The sequence below is a fragment of the Breznakibacter xylanolyticus genome (genome assembly GCF_003254275.1).
GTDB lineage: Bacteria > Bacteroidota > Bacteroidia > Bacteroidales > Marinilabiliaceae > Breznakibacter > Breznakibacter xylanolyticus.
This window is the reverse complement of sequence record NZ_QKZK01000005.1, coordinates 123,750-146,486: the sequence shown is the minus strand read 5'-3', so window position 1 is coordinate 146,486 and position 22,737 is coordinate 123,750. Positions and strand designations below refer to the sequence as shown.

The 22,737-nt window shown below is 47.6% G+C and carries 15 protein-coding genes; 3 read left to right on the top strand and 12 right to left on the bottom strand.

Annotated features, from left to right (window positions below; translation table 11 throughout):
- Positions 1-285: 285 nt before the first annotated feature.
- Both LX69_RS04495 and LX69_RS04490 read left to right on the top strand, forming a co-directional pair.
- A complete protein-coding gene (locus tag LX69_RS04495; RefSeq protein ID WP_111444630.1) occupies positions 286-1,530 on the top strand; it encodes an ABC transporter permease in 1,245 nt (414 codons plus the stop codon).
- Between the two features lie 242 nt (positions 1,531-1,772).
- Complete coding sequence (locus LX69_RS04490) at positions 1,773-2,444, top strand: NUDIX hydrolase (RefSeq protein ID WP_111444629.1); 672 nt, start codon at positions 1,773-1,775, stop codon at positions 2,442-2,444.
- Here LX69_RS04490 and LX69_RS04485 read toward each other — a convergent pair.
- The 11 genes from LX69_RS04485 to LX69_RS04435 form a co-directional block, all read right to left on the bottom strand.
- The gene (locus tag LX69_RS04485; protein ID WP_245934937.1) at positions 2,395-3,819 is read right to left on the bottom strand and encodes an MltF family protein; all 1,425 of its coding nucleotides are present in this window, start codon (positions 3,817-3,819) and stop codon (positions 2,395-2,397) included. The genes LX69_RS04490 and LX69_RS04485 overlap by 50 nt on opposite strands.
- A gap of 284 nt (positions 3,820-4,103) precedes the next feature.
- Positions 4,104-6,095: a putative porin gene (locus tag LX69_RS04480; RefSeq protein WP_111444627.1), complete on the bottom strand. Its 1,992-nt coding sequence runs from the start codon at positions 6,093-6,095 to the stop codon at positions 4,104-4,106.
- A 317-nt stretch (positions 6,096-6,412) separates the two neighbouring features.
- Positions 6,413-8,164 (bottom strand): glycoside hydrolase family 9 protein, encoded by a 1,752-nt coding sequence (locus LX69_RS04475; protein ID WP_111444626.1) that lies wholly within the window; start codon positions 8,162-8,164, stop codon positions 6,413-6,415.
- Positions 8,165-8,235: 71 nt separating this feature from the next.
- Positions 8,236-10,671 carry a GH36-type glycosyl hydrolase domain-containing protein gene (locus LX69_RS04470; RefSeq protein WP_111444625.1) on the bottom strand — a complete coding sequence of 812 codons (2,436 nt, stop codon included), beginning with the start codon at positions 10,669-10,671 and terminating at the stop codon, positions 8,236-8,238.
- Positions 10,672-10,721: 50 nt separating this feature from the next.
- Positions 10,722-12,332: an MFS transporter gene (locus tag LX69_RS04465; protein ID WP_245934936.1), complete on the bottom strand. Its 1,611-nt coding sequence runs from the start codon at positions 12,330-12,332 to the stop codon at positions 10,722-10,724.
- Between the two features lie 113 nt (positions 12,333-12,445).
- Positions 12,446-13,174: an NUDIX hydrolase gene (locus LX69_RS04460; RefSeq protein WP_111444623.1), complete on the bottom strand. Its 729-nt coding sequence runs from the start codon at positions 13,172-13,174 to the stop codon at positions 12,446-12,448.
- 168 nt (positions 13,175-13,342) lie between these two features.
- Entirely contained in the window at positions 13,343-13,660 is a 318-nt protein-coding gene (gene trxA / locus LX69_RS04455; RefSeq protein ID WP_111444622.1) for a thioredoxin, read from the bottom strand.
- Positions 13,661-13,704: 44 nt separating this feature from the next.
- Positions 13,705-13,980, bottom strand: coding sequence for a hypothetical protein (locus tag LX69_RS04450; protein WP_111444621.1), 276 nt, complete (start codon positions 13,978-13,980; stop codon positions 13,705-13,707).
- Positions 13,981-14,007: 27 nt separating this feature from the next.
- Positions 14,008-17,547, bottom strand: coding sequence for a DNA polymerase III subunit alpha (gene dnaE / locus LX69_RS04445; RefSeq protein ID WP_111444620.1), 3,540 nt, complete (start codon positions 17,545-17,547; stop codon positions 14,008-14,010).
- 216 nt (positions 17,548-17,763) lie between these two features.
- Entirely contained in the window at positions 17,764-19,809 is a 2,046-nt protein-coding gene (locus tag LX69_RS04440; protein WP_111444619.1) for a helix-hairpin-helix domain-containing protein, read from the bottom strand.
- A complete protein-coding gene (locus LX69_RS04435; protein WP_111444618.1) occupies positions 19,799-20,608 on the bottom strand; it encodes a PorV/PorQ family protein in 810 nt (269 codons plus the stop codon). The genes LX69_RS04440 and LX69_RS04435 overlap by 11 nt, the downstream gene beginning before the upstream one ends.
- Positions 20,609-20,948: 340 nt before the next feature.
- On the opposite strand from LX69_RS04435, the gene LX69_RS04430 reads away from it, so the two are divergent.
- Positions 20,949-21,362 (top strand): OsmC family protein, encoded by a 414-nt coding sequence (locus LX69_RS04430; protein ID WP_111444617.1) that lies wholly within the window; start codon positions 20,949-20,951, stop codon positions 21,360-21,362.
- Between the two features lie 56 nt (positions 21,363-21,418).
- On the opposite strand, the gene pheS is transcribed toward LX69_RS04430, so the two are convergent.
- On the bottom strand, positions 21,419-22,438 hold the full coding sequence (pheS, locus tag LX69_RS04425) for a phenylalanine--tRNA ligase subunit alpha (protein WP_111444616.1): 1,020 nt from the start codon (positions 22,436-22,438) through the stop codon (positions 21,419-21,421).
- Between the last annotated feature and the right edge of the window lie 299 nt (positions 22,439-22,737).

Below are 22,737 nucleotides of genomic sequence, written 5' to 3'. Positions count from 1 at the left end.
CTCATGGGGATTGCTGCCATAACTATTGGATGGAATAACCTTTGCTATTTGTTGATTAAAAAACACCTATTCTTTGCTGTGGCCCTGATAAAAAACCCATCGGTCTGCCGTTCTATCGTTTGAAGCGTTATTTTTGTTGAGATTTTTGAAAATTGTGCAAGAGTGCATGAGTAAAAAAAGTACAAGCGTAATAAAGTGCAGAAGTACAAAAGTGCTTTACCTACATATTTAACGAAACTAACCCTTAGTCCCCCTTTGGGGGATTAGGGGGTCAATCACACACCCATGAATTTACCACTTTACATCGCCAATCGCATCCGCAAGGGAGGCATCAGCGGCAAGCGCATTGCCGGGCCGGTCATCAAAGTGGCGACCCTGGGCGTGATGCTGGGCATGGTGGTGATGATTTTATCCATTGCCATTGGATTTGGATTTAAAAAGGAGGTGCGCGAAAAGGTGATCGGTTTCGGAAGTCACATTCAGGTGATGAGTTACGATTACAACTTTTCGTACGAGGTGAATCCCATTCGTGTCGATCATCAGTTGGAAACCCTCATGGCTTCAATCCCGTCAGTGTCGCAAGTGCAACGTTTTGTCACCAAGCCCGGCATCATCAAAACGGCCAACCAGGTTCACGGATTGGTGTTGAAAGGAGTGGGGGAGGAGTTCGACTGGCATTTTATCCGTTCGGTGATGGTCGATGGCCACATCCTCACCCTTTCGCCCGATTCGGTCTCCAACGGAATTTTAATCTCGCGCACGGTGGCCGACATGTTGCACCTGAGCGTGGGCGACGGGGTGCCCATGTACTTTATTCAGCAACAAATCAGGGCTCGTAAATTTACCGTCACCGGCATTTTCGACTCGGGCATGCCCGAAATGGACGGCCTCTTTGCCTTGGTGGATATGCGTCAGGTGCAAAAACTCAACGGTTGGGAGCGCAACCAGATTGCCGGTTACGAGTTGTTCATCCATCGGTTCGACGACCTGGATGATGTGACTCAGGATGTGATGACGGCCGTGAGTTCGTACATCGACCCCGATGGAATGATGTTGCGCACCCGCTCGGTACGTCAGGTGCAGCCCCAGATATTTGGCTGGCTCGATTATCTCGACACCAACACGGTGGTCATTTTGGTGTTGATTACCTTGGTGGCCGGGTTCAACATGATATCCGGCCTGTTGATTCTCATTCTCGAGCGCACCAACATGATTGGCATCCTCAAGGCCGTGGGGGCCGATAACCTCATGTTGCGCAAGGTGTTTCTTTATGTGGCCGTTTTTATTGTGGGACGGGGCATTTTGTGGGGAAACATCATTGGCATCGGGCTTTGCCTGTTGCAAAAATACACGGGCATTGTGGCTTTAGATCCTGCCAATTATTATCTCGACCGTGTTCCCATTCATCTCCATTGGCTTCATTTGTTGTGGCTTAACCTGGGGGCAGTAGCGGTCACCACGCTCATGATGGTGGGGCCCACCTACCTGGTGTCGAAAATTACACCCGCCAAGGCCATTCGTTTCGATTGATACTTTGGTCATCAATACTGCTTAGTTTGGTTGTTCGATTGCGAGACAAGAAGATTGATCTAAATATCTTTCTCATCTCATCATCTGTCTCAACGTCTCACGTCTTCTTCTCTCAACTAAACGATATTGTTTTGGAAATAGGTTTTTTTTGTAACTTACAAAACAGCGTCATCGTTCATTTGTGATGGGGTTGGTACGTTTTGAAATTTCGCCTGCCACAACTTATCGAGGAGGAAGAACTTATGTGTGAGATTGCAGCATTACGACGGGCTTTGCAAGAGCCCCTTCCCGGCGAACCGGCTCACAGCCGCATGTCGCCTGATATTCGTTATCCTTATTCCGACACTTGGCCCGATCCCACGCACTCGCGTAACAGCAGCGTGATGATTATGCTTTACCCCAAAGCGGGTCAATGGTATTTGCCCCTCATCAAGCGTCCATCGTACGACGGGGTGCACAGCGGACAGGTGTGCCTGCCCGGAGGTAAGTGGGAGCCCCAGGATGCCGGAGCGTGGGATGCTGCATTGCGCGAAACGGCCGAGGAAGCCGGCGTGGCCGATGGCATTGAGCGACTTGGCGGATTAACGCCCATCTTTATTCCGCATAGCAATTTTATGGTTTATCCCCAGGTGGGATGGTATGCCAACATTCCGGTGTTTCAGCCCGATGTGTACGAGGTGGAAACCCTCATTGAAGCGCCCTTGCGTGCCTTTTTCCAACCCGAAAATATCAAGTCGTTTACTTATCAGGTGGGTAACCGCATAATCAATGCCCCCTTTTACGACATCGACGGGTATCGCGTTTGGGGTGCTACGGCAATGATTATCTGCGAATTTTTAGATGTGCTGGAGTCGAGTAAGGCTTTTATCGAATCAGAATCTTGTAATGTTCATAACGCTCAAGCACTTCTATGACATATTTATAAGGTTCGGCACCACGGCAATAGCCAAATTTCACCACCGGATCATTAAAATACTCGGGGTTTGATTTGTTGAGCAAATAAAAATCGACGTTATTCTCCCAAATCTTGGGATTCTTTCCATTTTTTTCGGCCAAACTCATGGCATCCAGTACGTGACCAATGCCCACATTGTAGGCTGCAAGCACAAACTTGAGGCGTTCCTTGGGGTTTTCAATGCGGGTGGCCATGCGTTTATCCAGCCATTCGAGCAGTTTTAATCCACCGCGTATGTTTTCACTGGGGGAGTTAACGTCGTGCACCCCAAATGTCTCGGCCGTTTGCGGCATTAACTGCATCAAGCCCTGAGCGCCTGCCCAACTGACCGAAGTGGAGGAAAAACGCGATTCCTGATAAATGAGTGAGGCAATGAGTCGCCAGTCCCAATTCATTTTTTTGCTCTCGGCTTTAATAATCTCGTCGTAAACCGACACCTGTCCGTTGCGCAGCAACAGGGTCCCGTTTTCGACCATCTGCATGGAGCGACGGTTGAGGAAGTATTTTTGAAAAATCTTTTCGTAACGGGCGGTCTTTTTAAAGCCCACCATCCATTGGTTGATGGCCTTGAGCAATTCGGGCGATGAGGTGCGCACGGCCCAGGCGATTTTTTGGGGAAAACTGATGGCCGTTTCGATGTCAATGTTGGGGTAGTAATTTTTGTTGACTCGAGCCAGATTCTCGTCGCACACCGTGTAATCGATTTCCCCGGCAGCAACCAGTCCGATGAGCTGTTCGGCCTCGTAATCGGGTATTTCAACCACGTTGATGCTGTCGGCAATTTCGTTCGACAGGCTTCGCAAACGATGCGCGTACGATGAGTTTCGTTGCACGTAAATGGTTTTCCCGGCCAAATCAAGTTGGTTGCGAATGATGGCGTTGAAGGTCTTTACGCGGTTGGCTTCTTCTTCGCGATTGTACTTTCGCTGCACCAAAACCTGCCTGGTATAGCTGTGCGGTTCGGTGAAGCTGATGTCGGGTTTCATCTCTTTGGTGACGGCAATGTTGGTGGCAATTACGTCAACGTTGCCTTGTTCGAGGCTCTCGAAGTTTTGACCCATGTCGTTGCAAACTGTCACATCGAGTTTTAACGACAAATAATTACCCAGCTCCTGCAACAGTTCAAGCTGGTAACCCATGGGTTGTCCCTTGTATATAAAATAATTGGTAGAGTTGTAGTCAATTACCACCCTCAGGGTGCCTTTTAGCTTCATCTCGGGGAGGTCGATCAGCCCCGATGTGTTGTTTTCGTTGCCGGTTGAACCGGAGTGGCAGGCCTGTATCAAAAATGTCAATAAACATATTGCCGCCCATCCGTAGAATCGTGCATTCATCATTTTTGTGTCATGGTGAAGCCGCAAAAATAGGTCAAAAAAACATCCGGTGCAACCTTTTTTGTTTTATCAACAAGTCAATCAGTGTGTTGTGATTTTGATGAATGGTGTTTTTTCCCTGATGAACGGAGGGGGCGAAAGCAGATGTTTGCCCAATGTTGTTTGTCTGACAGACTGATGGTGTAACGGTTGAATGAGTTTCCAGGGTCATTCACGACCCGGTGATGCATGGTTCCAATTTTTGAGCGGTTTGATGTTCAAAAAGTGCATTTACACAACTTAAATCAATCATAGAAGTTCCACGAAACCTGAATTTTGAATGCCCGCGGGTTGTTGGGATAACCGGGCAACAAAAAGCTGTTGTAAATTCCCATTAATCCATCGTTCACATGTTCCCATTTCACCCCGATGCGTGCTCGCTTGAGGTGGAAATTGGCAAAGGCATCTGCAAAGGGGTATTCACCAATTTTTTCAAGTCGTTGTGCGTAAAACTGCCCCGTGGCCGGCATATAGGCCGGTGCATAGTATTGGGTGAAGTATCGCACATCAAATCCTATCTGGAATCGCAATACTTTAAAGGCCAGATGTTCAATGTAGTTGGCCGAGTACGCCGAAAGCATGGGCAATGGGCGAATGCGGTCGTTGCTGGTCACCTGGTAACTTACCTTGTTGACGCTGTTGAGGATGCCCCACCTGAAATGTTGTGAAAGGGCAATTTCGACCATTTGCAGCACCTCCGACGACTGATCGGGCAGGGCTTGTTCGTTCCAATAAAAGCAATCGTTAATCAGCCTTGCCTCGCCGGTGATTTCGAAACGTTGCGTGGGAATGCGAATACCGCCTTTCACGCGCAGGGTTTTCTCTTTTCTGAAATCGTTGTTCCAAAAGAAATGATTTGAATAATAGGTTTCAAACAGGTAACCGGGCGAACGCAGCGTAAGATCTCCCAGTGCAAAAATGCCAGCGGTGTCCTTGCCCACACGAAACGATGAATTGGCCATCCCGCTCAGCTCCATGTCGCCAATTTTGTTGCCGGTGATGTAGGTTTTGGCACCCGCGTTCCACCAAAAATTATTGCCGGTATTTTTAAATATTTGTCCGCCAACGGCTGTGTTGATGAAGGTTTTTTTGCGGGGGATTGAAGATGTTGTAAGCTGACCTGTTTCAATGAGCACGACTCCGGGTTCGTCGCGTTGATAAGTTTGAATCTCGTTTTCGAGATAGGCGCGCAGTCCGAATTTGAGCAACGAGTTGGCTTCTTCGTTAAAGCGCAGCTGCACCGTGTTTTTAACCTCAGTGTAACGCAAAGTGTCACGTGTCACCAATGAATCGGCGTAGATGTTGGTAAAATACTGGTCAGCCTTGCCGGTTCGGTTGTCTGTCGGGAGGTTGTCGATGTTGAACCGGCGTTGTGTCGCGTTCACTTCCAGCGTGTGGAAGAGTGTCCCCACGGGCAGGGTTTGCATCTGTAGTGAATCGCCCCGGCTGATTTTTCCAATGTTGAGTGATTGGTTGAGTAGGTAACGCTGCGTGCGCAAATAGTGCTTGGTGTTTTGTAGCCACACCGGGATGTTTTCGGGCTCTATTTCGCTGTATTCCGGGTTGTTGCCATTTACGATGTAGTTGTTGTCTTCGATTCCCCCATTCTCCAATTGGTCGAATTTATACAGGCTCAAGGCCGCATGTAGTTGATAAGCTTTGCTGTTGAAACTGGTGAAGAAACGGAACAGCCGGTTTTCGGTGTTTTGTCCCGAGTAGCGCCCAATGTTGGAGTGCATGTTATAATTGATGCCGGCGTTCCACGCTTTGTTGATGTTTTGTGTAAAGAGGATGCCTATGTTTTCCTCCGAACGACGCTTGGGACCACTGTTTTGGTAATAGAGATTGGTATAGGGCAGTGTGGTGTTATAAAACAGCCATTGGTCGGCCTTGGGTTGATAAAACAACAGGGCATTGTTGAAGATAAAGTCCTGATCGTCGTGCTGATCACCAATGGACATTGATTGTGCCGGGCTACCAATGTTGCCCAGGTGGAGCGTGAATGGGTTGTGGCGCAAAATGGGGTTGTGCTGCTGAAAACCAATGAGCATGGTATCGGGTTGCAGCGTGTCGGCCAGCGTATAGCCTTCGCTCAGTCGCCATGTTTTGATGTGCTTCACCACCTCGGTTTTACCGGGTTGTGATTCGGAGGGTCGGCCTGTTTCCGGGTCGAACTGTGCCAGCGCCACTTGGGCAGTCAGGGCCACATATATAAGGAGGGAGATTTTCAGTTTCATCAATCGCAAAATTATAAAAAGATAAACATTAACATCCGACTATGATACCGATTTCAATGGTTTTCATCCCTTTTCGTTTGTGACGTGTTGTATGGTTCATTTGTATTTCAATGGTATACCTTTCTACTTTGTTAGCGTTTCACCCTATATTGTTTGAATTTTTCTCCTTAGTCCCATATAATCTATAGCGATTGATGAAGCAGTCATTCAAATTATTTCATCTGTTTTTTCGATGTTTGACTGAACCCCAACAAAAAAGGCTCCCCGTCAACCAACGACGGAGAGCCTTTCCAAAATGTTCTTGATGCGAAATGCAGTTATCGGTACTGAGCCGCCAACCCGTTTAATAAATACGCCAACGGCGCATTCCAGTTGATGGCGATTTCGTTGGTCGAATAGCTGCATGTTTCATCTACAAACGATTTTGCAGGGAAGGTATCTCTGACCACGCCTTCGCCGCAGTCGTTGAGCACCACTGTGTTGGGACCTCCCGATAAAAATCCGGGTACCGGCTCTTCAATGCCATCGGCCGCAGAAGGGCGATGATGGATGTTCATCACCCGTTTGCTGCCAAAGCCGGTCACAAAGCTGAAGCCGGTGGCGTTACGTCCCAAAAGGTAATCGGCATCGTTGATGGCCGAGTGAAGGTACTTTGCATCATTGGTCAATTGATAGGCAATGAGTTTGAGCATCCCGTGGTTGGCCACGTCAGAGTTGCTGCCCCACTCAAAGTGGGTGAGGCTGATGCGATAGGGTGCATTTTGTTCGTTGGCCAACAGCGAGTCAACCATTTGAAGGTAGTTTCCTTTTACATTCAACTGTTCAAGCGCTTCGGGCAGAGGATTGCTGCTTTTCATCAGCGATAGTGTGCCCAGGGTTCCGGAGTTGCCCCACGTGGGAACGCCCCAGTTTTTGTAATTTTTTGTGATATAGGGAATAAACTGTTCGTTGCCTGTGGTAAGCCACATTTCGCAGGCCGCCCAGTAAAATTCATCGTCCATGCGGTTGTCGCCATAACCGCCGGTGGTGATGTCTTTGGGTTGCTCGTACAATACTGCCGGGTTTTTCACCGCCCATTGCCATGCGGCTTGGGCACGGGTCAGGCAACTGTCGGCCAAGCCGGGTAGTTGGTCTTTGAATGGCGCCAGTACACGGGCACTCATGGCCATCAGGGCTGCATAATTGAGCGTGGCTGCAGTGCCTTTCATCACCACAAATCGGTCGGCATTGCATTCGTGGGGCATGATGAATCCTGAAAAGTTTTTCTCCGTCAGTTTGTGGTACACGCCGCCATCTTCGGGATCCTGCATTTGGATGAACCATCTAAGGTTAAAGAGTGTTTCGTCCAACACATCCGGTAGGGCATTGCCCGATTCGGGAATGTTAAGGTTTTGCGATGCAAAATGCTCGGGATAGTCTTCCAATACCTTCAGCATCGTATAGGTGCTGATGCCGCTGTTTACCACGTATTTGTTGTAATCGCCCGCATCATACCAACCGTAAGGCATCGACAGGATGGTGCCTGTCGGGCGTATGCGGGTGGCGGCTGATTCGTGCACGTACACCAGCGTATCGGGGTGTCCGCCCGGACGTGCCCATTGCCCGCCATGTGTTGAATCGATGGCCACGAAGGTTCGATTGTAGTAGAAGGCACGGATGGATGCTTGGGCAATGGTCGGGTAGGGGTTGTCGATGATGTTGACCGGGTGCGACACAACGCTGTCTCCAATGGTCAGATAATAACGTCCCGGTTGGGTTTGTGCGCTAAAATCGACCACCGCTACCTTGTCGCCCGATTGTGACCAATAAGCCGGATCGGTGCTTTGTATCGATAACACGGTTTTTCCAATGCTGTCGACCAGCGTCACGGTTACCGGTGCTTCGGTTCTCACCAGGGCGGTTTTAGGCGCCTGGCTCACATAACCGTGTTGGTTGATGAGGATGTACTCTGTTTTCAAGGGCTGCAGGTTGCTTTGCCGCGGGGTGCTGCACGCCATTGCCACCATCATTGCCGACGCCACGAGGGTGCCACGCTGCATGAGGCGATTGAAAGGTGTTTGTCTTTTCATGTTTTTTTGTTTTCAATTGGACAAAAAAGGGACAGAGCCCGTTGGCCTGTCCCTGATAATTGGTCGTTCGTTTATCCCAGTTGCACCACAATCTGGTGGTTTCCGACAGGCAGAAGCGGAATGATGTTCCCGTCTTGCGGTTTCCCATTCACCAGCAAGGTCTTTACGCCTTTGCTCACTTTGTTGGGGTTCTCAACGCGGATATGGTAGGTGGCTCCGCGGAATTGACGCGTCACCGTGTACCCTTCCCAGCTTGATGGGATGCATGGGTCAATAATGAGCCCATTGTAATCGGGGCGTATGCCCAGAATGTATTGCGAAATGGTGTAGAAGTTCCACGATGCTGTGCCCGTGAGCCACGAGTTTTTGGCCTCGCCAGGTTTAAAGGCGTCTTTCCCTGCAATCATTTGCGAATACACGTATGGTTCGGTTTTGTGCAGGTCGCTGATTTCTTCTAAATAGGCAGGACATATTTTTCGGAAATACTCCCAAGCCTGTTCCCCGCGACCGATTTTGGTTTCGCCAATAATTACCCAGGGATTGTTGTGGCAGAAGATGCCGGCGTTTTCTTTATAGCCGGGAGGGTAGCTCGAGATTTCGCCGTATTCGATGTAATATTTGCTAAAGGCCGGGTTGTTGAGCACAATACCGTACTCGCAGTCCAAGCGTTCTTTCACCGAGTCGAGGGCTTTTTTCACCATGCCATTTTCGATGCCGATTTCAGCCATGGTGCACCATCCTTGTGATTCAATGAAGATTTTGCCTTCTTCGTTTTCGTTGCTGCCAATTTTGTGACCGTAATAGTCGTAGGCGCGCAGGAACCATTCGCCGTCCCAGCCATGTTGTTTCACGGCTTCCACCATGTTGTCAACGTGCTTTTGTGCGCGGGCGGCTTCTTCGGTTTTACCCAATACGTTGCACAGTTGCACGTAGTCGCGTCCGTACACCACAAACAATCCGGCAATCATCAGCGATTCGGCTTTGGTGCCTTCGGTTTTGTTTTCGGTGGTTTGGAACGATTCGTTGGGGTCGTTCGAGAAGCAGTTCAGGTTCAGGCAGTCGTTCCAGTCGGCGCGGCCAATGAGCGGCAATCCGTGGGGACCCAGATTGTTCACCACATGGTCAAACGATACCGTCAAGTGATCGAACAGGGTGCGTGCCACGCTCATGTCGTTGTCAAAAGGCACCATCTCGTTGAGAATCGAGAAGTCGCCCGACTCCTTGATGTAGCTGGTGGTTCCCAAAATCAACCACATGGGGTCGTCGTTAAAGCCGCCGCCAATGTCGTTGTTGCCTCGCTTGGTCAGAGGCTGATATTGGTGGTAGCAGCCACCGTCGGGGAATTGTGTCGAAGCAATGTCGATGATGCGCTCGCGGGCACGCTCGGGTATCTGATGCACAAAGCCGATCAAATCCTGGTTGGAGTCGCGGAAGCCCATGCCCCGACCAATGCCGCTCTCGAAGAACGATGCTGACCGTGAGAAACAGAAGGTAATCATGCACTGGTATTGGTTCCATATGTTCACCATCCGATCCAACTTTTCGTCGCCCGACGTTACCGAATAAACGCTCAACAAGTTGTTCCAGTATGCTTTGAGTTCGGCCAGTGCCGCATCTACCTTGGTTGCCGTGTCAAACCGTGCAATGACGGCTTTGGCTTTGGTTTTGTTGATGATGTTTTTCGACTCCCATTTCTCTTCTTCTTTGTTTTCGACGTAACCGAGCACAAACACGAAATCTTTCGACTCGCCCGCTTTCAGTTCCACTTCGATGTAGTGCGATGCCACCGGCGACCAGCCATGGGCTTCGGTCATTCGGGGCTTGCCTTCAACCACCACCTGAGGCGCTTCAAAGCCATTGTACAGGCCAATGAACGATTCGCGGTCGGTGTCGTAACCCTGAATGGGCGTATTTACCGAATAGTATGCGTAGTGGTCGCGACGCTCTTTGTACTCGGTTTTATGGTATATGACTGAGCCTTCAATTTCTACTTCGCCGGTCGAAAAGTTACGCTGAAAGTTCTCCATGTCTGTGGCTGCATTCCACAAGCACCACTCCTGAAACGAGAACAATTTAATTTTCTTCACGCCATCGGTATGGTTGGTGAGGGTAACTTTTTGCACCTCGGCCCACGTTTTCAGCGGAACAAAAAACAACACTTTTGCGGATACTCCGTTTTTTTTGCCTTCAATGGTGGTATAGTTCATTCCGTGACGGCACTCATAGCTGTCGAGCGGTGTTTTGCAGGGTTTCCATCCTGGCGACCACACGGTATCTTCATCTTTAATGTAGAAGTAACGACCGCCATTGTCCATCGGCACGTTGTTGTAGCGATAGCGTGTGATGCGGCGGAACTTTGCATCTTTATAAAAAGAATAACCACCGGCCGTGTTCGATATCAACGAGAAAAAGTCTTCGTTGCCCAAATAGTTGATCCAGGGCCAGGGTGTTTGTGGATTGGTGATGACATATTCGCGATTGGAGTCATCGAAATAACCGAATTTCATAATCGTTGAATGTTAAGAGTGTTGTGTTGTATATTGTTTGTGTGCTTTTTTTAATCTTTAACTGAAGTGGCTTCTTTCAATCGACGCTGGTAAAGTTCTTCAGTAATGTTGTCCATTTTGGGTTGATTTAATGGATACAGCGTCATAATGCCTGCGGCAATAAAAGCAATCACTGCCGGTATCCAACTCATTAACATGATAACTGCGGGGATTGCACCTTCAATGGTGGTTGAATCCATGCCGTTGTAATGAAAGGCAGCCAAAACAGCTCCAATAAATGCTGCGGCCACACCTCCTCCAAATTTTGTGACGAACGAACCTGCCGAGTATACCAATCCGGTTGCGCGGCGGTTATTTTTGAATTCAGAATAATCAGCTGTGTCGCCCAACATGGCAAAGAAAAGTGTGGGGAAAATGGCCGCCCCAAATTCAGATATAATACCAATGGTAAAAATGGCACCGATATCTTTGGGGCCACAAAAAACAAATAAGGCATTGACAGCACCAGAAAACAGCAAGGCATAGATAAACAGGTTTTTCTTACCCAGTTTTTTGCCTAATGGGGCAGTCGCCATGGCTCCTGCTATTGATGCCAACATCAACGCAACCAGGTATGAAGCTGACAGTAGTTGGTTGTTTAAATACAAGGTGAAGTAATACAATGTCATCCCTTGCTTAATTGAATTGTAAATGGTCCAAAACAAACCCACGACCAATAACACCAACCACGGTTTGTTGCTAAACAGGTCTTTTAAATCTTGTATTAGATTGGATTTTTGTGCTTTGGGTGGGTAAACTCGTTCCTTGGTGCTCATGAAGGTGATAATCATGAAGATTGCCAGGAACACCGAAAGCACGTAAATAGAATTGCTGTAGCCTTTTTTCTGATTTATCAGTGAAATTTTTTCGGTAGTTAAACCTGATTCGCCATCCACAATAAACGAGTATTTTTCATTGGCACTCATTGTAAAACTTACATAGGGCGACGGGGTATTTGTTGTGCCTTCTTTTGCTTCTGCCCAATAGATTTTTGCAATGCCATCTTTGGTTTTGATATTGGCATTGGGTACATCTTGGCTTGACGAAACAACGACATTGTATTTTGTATTTTCAAGTTTTGTAATGTTGATGCTTGGGTTGACATTGCCAAAATGGGCAACCAGAAACAGCAAGGCTCCCTGTACAATCATTCCACCTGCAAAGGCGCCTACCATTCGGTATGAACCGATACTGGTGCGTTCTTTGTTGTCGCCGGTCATCACCGCCATCAATGCACCATAGGGAATGTTGTTTGCTGTGTAAATGAGTGTAAACAGGATGTAGGTGATGTAAGCATAAACAATTTTTCCTGTCATACCCAGGTCTGGTGTGGTAAACAACAGTGATAATATAACCGCCAATGGAATGGCAGTCCATAAAATCCAGGGACGAAACTTTCCGAATTTTGAATTGGTTCTGTCTCCGATGATGCCCATTGCCACATCGCTGACGCCATCGCTAAGTCTGGCGATGAATAGCAAGACACCGGCAGCAGCAGCGGTAATCCCAAACACGTCGGTATAAAAAAACAATAAAAATGTCGAAACACCCCGCCAGGCAATGTTCGCAGCTCCGTCACCCAGGGCGTAGCCGATTTTTTCTCTGATTTTGATTTTTTCCACGTTTCTCTGATTTTGGTTAACTCGCAAAATTTTATTTAGTGTCAATATAACACACTCAGGAAAAAGGACAAAAAAAATGCGCTCAGAAGCGTGCATTTTTTTTGGGGAGCTGTTTAGATTGAAAAATCAAACATCTCGGTTTTACTCTTTTCGTAAATATCCCGGTCAAACACATACAGTTGTGCGGGTTTGTGAGCCACACCTTTCTGTTTCTCGTTAAGCGGAATCAGGTATTTCATTCGTGCAATTTTCTTGCGGAAGTTTCGCTTGTCCAACTCGGTTCCCAAAATGATTTCGTAAATCTTTTGGAGTTGGCTTAACGTAAATTTCTCGGGCAGCAGGGCAAAACCGATGGGTGCCGAACGGAGTTTGTTGCGCAATGCTGCAAGGGCTTTACTAAGTATTTGGTTGTGGTCAAATGCTAGTGTGCCCACGCTGTTAACGGGATACCATTTTACGTTCCGTCCTTTCCATTCCAGGGTAATCTCTTTGGTTGCTATCAGCGAAAAGTAAGCTACCGAAACAATGCGACTGTCAGGGTTACGCCCATTGGCCAGTAACCATTGACGGTCGTTGGGATGGTTTAAGCGTTCGGGGCTGGCAAATACGCCAAATTGTTCCAGGTAAATGTCTTTGACCCCGGTTAAGTCAAACAAGATGCGTGCTGCAGCATTGTCCAGCTCCTCATCTTCGTAAATGTGGTTCCCTGTCAGGGTCAGGTCGCTAAATATTTCTTGTCCCTCTTTGGTTAAGGTCCGATCGACCAGTAAGACATTTAGCTGTTCTCCGTCGAAACCAAAAATCACGCAGTCGACCGAGATGGTTTGATTAAATTGAGCCATCGAAACAATTAATTAATGATGCAAATATAGTGTTTTTTTGACACTAAGGTTTGCTGTGGTGAAATTATTTTATACGGGTTAACGGGTCGATGGTTATCATTATAAGGCTTTTGGTAAAAAAAAAAGCCGGTATAAAACCGGCTTAAAGATATTGTTTTGCGATGAAAATTAGATAATGGCATCCAGTTTCGATGCCAAAATGGTTTTGGGTACTGCCCCAACTTGCTTGTCAACAATCTCTCCATTTTTGAAGAACAGGATGGTGGGAATGTTGCGAATGCCAAATTTGGCGGCTGTTTGCGGGTTGTTATCCACGTCCATTTTGCCAATCACGGCGCGTCCTTCGTATTCGTTGGCCAAATCGGCAACAATGGGTGCCACCATGCGGCAGGGACCGCACCATTCTGCCCAAAAATCAACCAATACGGGTTTGTCGGATTTCAATACAACTTCGTCAAAGTTGCTGTCGGTAAATTCTAAAGCCATAGCTTAATATTTTAATAATTATACTTTAAATATTTATTAGCCGGTTAATTTCTTCGGGTTTCATCTATCAAAAGTTCCAACTGTGTTCCGGCTGAAAGGTCATTCAGCAGGGTCTGTTGTTCTTTTTTTGAAAATCCTCCCGACTGGATGGAAGATGAAATGCGATCCATCAGCAACCTTTTGGACGTTGCATCCCAGTTGCGAATGAGATTGAAGTAGCTTTCAATGGTTTGTTCAGTGATGCTTGTATTCATGGTCAAGGCGTTTTGGTCGAACGGATAAGTGTCAAAGTTATCATTTTCTTTTGCTTCGCCAAACATATAATGGCTGAATTTATTGCGAAGTAGTTAGTTGTCAATACTAAAGGCAATGTCCGGCGTTTCCTCAAAATACTTCACCAGGTCGTTGGTCAATGTGATTCGCTTTGACCTTGAAAACAACTTTACCTGATGATTGTTCGTCGGATCGTAAATATTAAACTTTAATAACACATCACCTTCGTCGCTGCCGGTGATGTCGGCCAGCTCGGTGACCAGCCCGGGGGTTAGCGATGGCAAGGGGATTGATAATGTGACACTGTCAATCTTCTTCTGCCGTGCTTCGGCCAATGTGCATATTTGATTGATCCGAAATTCTTTTTCGTTCTGATTGAATCTTTTGGTTCCCACCACCCCTCGAATCATGATGAAGCGATTGTTTTCAACTGTGCTGAAAAATTTATTCATATCATCTCCAAACAATGGAAATTCGAAGGAACCGGAATAATCTTCGAGGGTGAACATGGCATATTCGTTTCCCTTTTTGGATGTGCCACGACGACGGGCTGTGATCATCCCGCCAATGGTGATTTCGCGTTTATTGAGAATGGTAATGTCTTCCAATTCCTTCACCCTGGTGTTGCAAAAATAGGTGAGTTCCAGTCTGTAGTCATCCAGTGGGTGTGCCGAGAGATAAATCCCGATGAGGTCTTTTTCTTTGTTGAGTTTCTCGAGGGTCGAGAATTCCTCGCATTTGGGCAAGTCCGGTTTCTTGATTTCGATGGTTGCACCGCTTAAGGCTCCGAACAATGAGTTTTGGTTTGAAGATTTGTCTGTCTGATAACGGTTTCCGTATCGAATCAGATGCTCAATAAAGGAGACTCCATCATTGCCGGCAGCGGCGAAAAACTGCGCCCGGTGGTAATTGCCCAGGTTGTCGAATCCTCCGGCTGCTGCCAGGGCTTCGATGTTTTTCTTGTTGACTGTGGTGAGGTTTACTCTCTCCACAAAGTTGAAGATGTCGGAGTAGGGGCCATTCTTTTTTCGTTCGTTGATGATTTCCTCCACGGCCGCTTCACCCACTCCTTTAATGCCGGCCATTCCAAAGCGGAGTGCTCCTTCTTTGTTGACTGTAAATTTTTTGTAACTCTCATTGACATCAGGTCCCAAAACATTCATCCCCATGGCTTTGCATTCTTCCATGAAGTTGGTGATTTTGGTGATGTCACTCAGGTTCGAACTCAATACTCCGGCCATAAATTCGGCCGGATGATGGGCTTTCAGGAATCCTGTTTGGTAGGCAATGTAGGCGTAGCAAACCGAGTGCGATTTGTTAAAAGCGTAACTGGCAAACGCTTCCCAGTCTTTCCATATTTTATCAACCAGAGTGGCGGCTTTTTTCTTGTCGCCGTTGCACCCCTCCATAAATTTTGGGTTGTTGAGGCACCCTTCCATGAACTTGTCTTTAAGCTTGTTCATGACCTCAATCTGCTTTTTACCCATGGCTTTTCGCAGGGTGTCGGAATCTCCGCGGGTAAAGTTGCCCAATGCCCGACTCTGTAACATTACCTGCTCTTGGTACACGGTAATCCCGTATGTGTCGTTCAGGTAGGGTTCCATCATGGGATGGTCGTAGGTGATTTCCTCGCGTCCGTGTTTACGTGCAATAAACGAGGGGATGTATTCCATAGGTCCCGGGCGGTAGAGGGCGTTCATGGCCACCAAGTCCTCAAAGCGGTTGGGCTGCAGCGCCTTCATGTGCTTTTTCATTCCCGGTGATTCAAACTGGAAGATGGCAGTGGTTTCACCCCGGCTAAAGAGTTCAAAGGTCAACGGGTCGTTCTCGGGCAGTGCATCCATGTCGACGTCAATGCCTTTTGAGAGTTTGATGTTTTCGAGGGTTTCTTTGATGATCGACAGGGTTTTGAGCCCCAAAAAGTCCATCTTCAACAGGCCGATGGCTTCAACAAAGCGTCCGTCGTACTGGGTGGTGAGCAGGTTCTCATCTTTGGTGGGCATCACGGGGATGTGGTGATCCAGTGGATCACGACCGATAAGAATGCCACAGGCATGCACGCCTGTTTGACGAACAGATCCTTCCAGCGTTTCGGCAAATTTGAGTGTTTTGGCTACCAGAGGGTCGGGTGAGCTTTTTTCTTTTTCGAGTTCGGGAACTTCAGCAAAGGCTTTCTTTAGCGAAATCTTTGGCGTGTCGGGAACCATTTTGGCCAGGCGATCGGCTTCCTGAAGGGGTAATTTCAATACACGTGCCACGTCGCGAATGGCCAATTTGGCTGCCATGGTTCCAAAGGTGCAGATGTGCGCCACTTTGTCGTGACCATATTTTTCGGTCACGTAATCGAGCACCAATTGACGTCCGTCATCATCAAAGTCGATGTCCACATCGGGCATGGAGATACGATCGGGGTTGAGGAAGCGTTCAAACAGCAGGTGGTATTTCATGGGATCCACGTTGGTGATGCCGGTGCAATACGACACCACCGCACCCGCGGCCGATCCCCGTCCCGGTCCGACGAGAACGCCCATTTTTCGGGCTTCATTAATAAAGTCCTGCACAATGAGGAAGTATCCCGGGAAACCCATCTTAATGATAGTGTCCAGCTCAAAATCGACACGTTCTTTGACATCGTCGGGCAGAGGATTTCCATAGCGTTTGTAAGCGCCTTCGTAAGTGAGATGGCGCAGGTAGTCGGCTTCCGATTCAAATCCTTCAGGCAATGGAAAGTCGGGCATGATGGGATCGGAATTGAGGTTGAACATTTCAACCTTTTCGGCTATCTCGATGGTATTTTGAAGAGCAGATGGGTGACCATCAAAGAGTTGATTCATCTCTTCGGTGGTTTTGAACCATTCCTGCTTTGTGTAGCGCATTCGTGTAGGATCGTCCAAGTCTTTGCCGGTGTTGAGACAAATCAGCAAGTCGTGGGCATCGGCATCTTCGGCGTTCACAAAATGAACGTCGTTGGTGGCAATGACCTTTACTTTCAGCTCTTTGGCCAGGTTAAGGATGGCTTCGTTCACCATCTTCTGGTTTTCGTAAATCTCGGCGCGTAAGCGGGGATCATTGTTGGGGTGCAGCTGCATCTCCAAATAATAATCATCGCCAAACACGCGCTTGAACCACTGGATGGTTTCCCGGGCAGCATCCAGATTGTTTTCCATGATGCGTTGCGGGACTTCGCCCCCCAGGCAAGCCGAACAAGCAATGATGCCTTCGTGGTGGGCTTCAAGAATCTCTTTGTCAACACGGGGCTTGTAATACATGCCCTCGGTATTGGCCAGCGAAACCATTTTCAGCAGGTTTTTGTAGCCTGTTAAGTTTTTGGCCAACAGAATAAGGTGATCGCCTGAACGATCTTCCTTGTCATCGCGAAATTTGATTCCCCTTGCGGCCACATAGGTTTCACATCCCAAGATGGGTTTGATGTCATTTTTCTTGCAGGTGTCCCAAAACTCTTTGATGCCGAACATGTTACCGTGGTCGGTGAGAGCAATGGCCGGCATGCCTTCTGCTTTGGCTTTGCTTACCAGTGCTTTGATGCTGGCGGCTCCGTCGAGAATGGAGTACTGCGAATGGACATGTAGGTGGACAAAGGGGGTAAGTTCCATGTGTTTGCAACGTTATTCACGGAGAGAATAGTGAACCGAAGCGTTAAATGAATCAGTATTGCCCAGCAGGACAAGGTGATGCGTTTTGTTCGGTCGTTTCTTTTCCACCGTTTTTTGAGTTTTCAAAAATAGGTAAATGGTTTCCAATAAACAGGCCGGACGGGCAAATGGTTTTCAACAGGTTATGAACCGTTGTGTGTTGATAAGGTGGGATGGTCACATTTTCAGGGTATTGTTTGCCTTGTTTTTTCGTGAAAAGGTATGCCGGAGTTGAAATTTTACCTCGTGTTTGTATGGATGACCAATTTCATCGTGACCCGATCCAATGATGGTGTTGTCAGCATCGGTGAGGCGGCTCACCCGAAAATATAAATCCCAGTTTTTGTGCGGACTAAATCGGGTGTTGAGCACCACGCGACTTCCTTTCCCCGAAAATGCTGGGATGGAAAATCCATACAACACATCCGGTTCGTAAGTGTAGATGCGGCTGTAATAGTCGTCGGTGTTGAATTGTGCATAGCGTAGGGTGACTTGGCATAAGTTGTTTGGGTGTCGCCATTGAATCTCCTGGTATAATAACAACCCTTCGGAAGTCGTTTGATGATGGTAGTGGCAGTATTCAATGCGAGTACTGAGCCGCCAGTTTTGTCCTGTTTGATAATTTAGCTGAATGCGATAGCTCTGTTGTCTTTCTCGTGTTACGGGGGCATCTGCCGGATGTGTCCCGTTGCTGTCCTTGTCGTTGCTTCGGTTTTTAAACTGTAGTAAAATTTGAAAATCCCGGTTGCATTGCCAGGTCTGTCGGAGTGTGGTTTGTAACCCATGCGAAGGTGTGCTGATTTGGTAACGGGGCACGGTGCTTTTATAAAGCATGTGCCAGCCTTCGATAGTGATGTGGCGATGCGGCATGGTTCGTACTCCAATTGTTGCGTTACTTTCCCCCGCCGGCTCCGAATACCGGTTGCCTGCATTGCCATAGGGTGAGTGGTAGCGGTTGTCAAAGTGTTGTGCCCTTACAGACAGTCCCAGTTTGTTGTCGATATCCCATGTAATACCATGGCTTTGGCCTGTTTGTAAGGTATTGTTTAAGCTCCATTCACCAAACAGCATGGCTTTCCCCCAGATGGCTTGATAGGCTGCCCAATAATTCTGCATGGCATCGCCCGAGAACCGATTTTGCTGATAAAGAATGTTGGAAGGCGCAATGGTGTGGCTCAATTGGTAGTGATAGCCTCCCGTTTCGAAGCGCCATTGTTCGTGCCGATATTGTATTGACATACCTCCCAGCCATTCATTGGTGTTTTTTCGGCGGTCGAGTTCCGTTTGCGTGCGGTGATAGCCCGTTTTTGATAACCCGGTAATGGTGTTGGAGACTTCACCCGGGTTGCCGTCAATGGTTTTATGGCTCACAAACGGAATTAAAATCAAATGGTGACATGGATTTAGTTGTGCCGCCATCCCTTGCAGATAATTGATTTCATCTCCCGATGCGTATCCTGTTAGTGCTTGTCCTCGTCGCCGGATTGTTAACGGATCGGAGGTAAAGGCAGTTGACATCGATGTGCCCATGGCAATGCCTTGCCCCATCGACAACCGATAGCAGCCCACGATGGCTTGTCGGAGAATCGTCTTTCCTTCATATCTGATAAATCCTGCCACATGATCGGTTATGGCAATGCCTTTGTTGAAGGCCGGTTCGCCGGCATCTTTTTCAAATGCCAATCCGGTTTGCAACTGACCATGTGAAATTTTTGTTTTCCCCAGCCATTTTTGTGGTGTGCCTTGGTACGCCCCTGTGCTATAACCCTTGGGTTGTTCTAATACTGATTGGCATCTCAGGTACGTTTCACCTTTTGTTTGCACGGCTTGGTCGGTGGGGGGGAGTACTGTTACAAAGGATTTTAATAGTTGAATGGTTCGCTCGTCCATCCCTTCAACTGCCTGTAGTTCATACAGGCTAAGCATGGCGCCATTTTCATGAATGTGAAACAAGAGGTTTTCGATTTGTTTGTCACTTAAAAAATAGAACCCTTCAAGGTCGGTTTTCGAAGCCGTGTTGAGATTCATCGGCGTCGTCAGGTACTGTAGCAGCGTTTCTGATTCAGGGCTCGATTCCGTTTCAATGCCTTGCTCTGCCAGTGTTTCCAGCCACTCACTCACTCGACTGTCTGCAGCTGGTGTCTGTCCATGTATAATTTGGGTGCTCGTGATGATGCTCACCGAGAACCAAAAATATCTGAAAATCGCTTTGTTAAATGTCATAGGTGATGGCAAAGCTTGTGATCCAACCTAATGTCATGTTGTTTTGCAGACCCAAATCGACCTTCAGGGGCTTTAGCATGATGCCAAGCCCGGCACTCATTTGGTCGCGTGTGAGTGAATAGCCGCCTCGCAATGCCAGCTTTGCATGTATTTGTCCCTCAATGGCGGTTGCGATTTGCATATCTCCTTCCACGGGTTGGTCGGCTTCCAGAAAAATTTTGCTACCCTTCACCGGCTTCCACGCTGCGCCAATGGTCATGACCGATGGGAGTGGCATTGTATATATGCCATAGTCAATCGTGCTTTGTTCCGGGTTAATCAGGTTGACCCCAATGCTTAGGTCGTTGGATGGATGGTAGATGATGGCAGCCTGTGAGGTAATGTTTGAAAAGCTACCAACTTGTGCTTGATACTCATGCCAATAGTTAATTTGGAAACCCGCCGAAACCCTTCCGAACCGACGCGCAAAGCTTGCGGCATAGAGTGATGACTGCCAGGTTGCAAACCCGGTTTGGCTCAACCCAACGCTCACCGTTCCATGTTGGGTGCGCCAATTGGCGGCCAATGAGGCCATCGTCAATTCTTTGATGTTAAACCTTCTGGTCCCCATGGCTGCCACGTTGCTGCGTGGCACTTCGGCCAGTCCGGCCGGCGATCCGAATATGGAAAAAGCATTGCTTAGGGTGGCATCGCATTCGGCCAGCCCCAGTGATACTGCATTGTGCTGAACCATTGGTTGTCCCGTCACTATGTTTGCAGTTGTTACGATGAGCCACGTGGTGATAATGATTTGCTTCATGATATGAATGATGGAAGGAATCGAATAAAATTATTCTTCCTGATTATCATTGTCAATAACCCCTTTGGACTATCCTGTTGTGAACATCACCCCGCTTTTATTGTTGTATAATTGGGTACAAAAGTACAAAAGCGAGAATGTACTCTATTGTTTTATAAATATTTGACACGACCTCATGCGTTCCTCTCTTTGATTGATTAGGGGCTATTTTATGAACACAAGAACCAATCACTAAATTACCAAGCGACATGCATGAAAATCAAAGATCGGCGTAGCCTATGATTTTAAACCCTCATCGTCTTGCGTCTTGATACTTACGTCTTAATACTATTATAAACACATGAAAACAACCGTCAACGTTAAATGGACCGGTAATATGGCTTTTGAAACCGAAGTGGCCGGTCATAAACTGATCATTGATGCGTCGCCTGAAGCCGGAGGAGAGGGAAAAGGAGTGACTCCCAAGCCCCTGCAATTAGTGGCGCTTGGCGGATGCACCGGTATGGATGTGGTGTCGCTGCTCAAAAAAATGAGGGTCGAAGTGGAAGACTTTCAGATGTTTATCGAAGGGGAGCTTACCGACGAACATCCCCGGCACTATCGCTCCATCCATTTGGTGTATCAGTTTAAGGGTAAGGATTTACCCCTCGAAAAATTAGAGAAAGCTGTCTCCATGTCCGAAGATAAATATTGTGGTGTGGCCGCTTTGTACAAAAAGGCAATTCCTCTGACTTACGAAATTCGGGTGGTGTAAAACATCAAGAGGCGCCCCGATGAGCGCCTCTTAAATTATTGGTGGGTTTGCCTGGCTTAATAAGCTGCTTTGAACTGTTCCAAAAAGCGGACATCGTTTTCAAAGAAGAGACGGATGTCTTTAATTTGATATTTAAGCATCGTAATGCGCTCAATGCCCATTCCAAAGGCAAAACCTGTATATTTTTTACTGTCGATGTTGCAGTTGTCCAAAACGTTGGGGTCAACCATGCCGCATCCTAAAATTTCAACCCAGCCTGTGTGTTTACACACGTTACAGCCCTTACCCCCGCAAAGTGAGCACGAAATGTCCATTTCGGCCGATGGCTCGGTAAACGGGAAAAACGATGGGCGTAGGCGGATGCGCGTGTCGGCGCCAAACATCTCTTTGGCAAAGAACAACAGTGTTTGTTTCAAGTCGGCAAACGACACATTTTCATCAATATATAATCCTTCTACCTGATGAAAGATGCAGTGGGCACGAGCCGAGATGGCTTCGTTGCGAAATACCCTGCCGGGGAAAATGGCTCTCAGCGGTGGTTGTGAGTTTTCCATCACCCTGATTTGTACCGATGAGGTGTGCGTGCGCAATAAAATATCGGGGTCTTTGGCAATAAAAAATGTGTCCTGCATATCGCGGGCGGGGTGCTCCAGCGGAAAATTCAACGCTGTGAATACGTGCCAGTCATCTTCAATTTCCGGTCCTTCGGAGACGGTGAATCCCAGGCGGGCAAAAATTTCCACAATTTCGTTCTTCACAATCGAGAGCGGGTGGCGGCCACCAATGGGGAACGATGCCCCGGGCGCTGTTAAGTCGTATTTACCCGTGTCGGCGCTTTGGTTGGCAAATTGTTCTTTTAACGCGTTGATGCGATCTGTTGCCAACGTTTTTAATTCGTTAAGTGTTTTGCCCACTTCGCGTTTCTGGCTGTTGTCCACCTGTTTAAAGTCGTCGAACAGAGCCGTGATGATTCCCTTTTTACTCAAATATTTGATGCGAAGCTGTTCGGCTTCATCGGCCGATGAGGCGGAAATATGGTTGATCTCCTCAACGAGGCCTTTTATTTTGTCGATCATGATTCTGTGATTTTGTGCTGCAAATTTAGTAAAATGATGATTTGCAGAAAGATTTTCATCCAAGAGTTTACAGAAAACACAGAGGTACGGAGGCACAGGGCTTTTAGGGGGTATGAGGTGAACCGGGTAAAATTCTCATCGGTTTTTAATGATCAATGCAGATGCTTCAAAACAGATGCGCCGTAATCACCAATTAACTTCACTTTCAAGATGGTGTAAAATAGGCAACGGGGTAATTACTTCTAATAACCCCGTTGCTTAACTTATCGTGAACAATTACAAGTCAAAGTCGTTAAGTT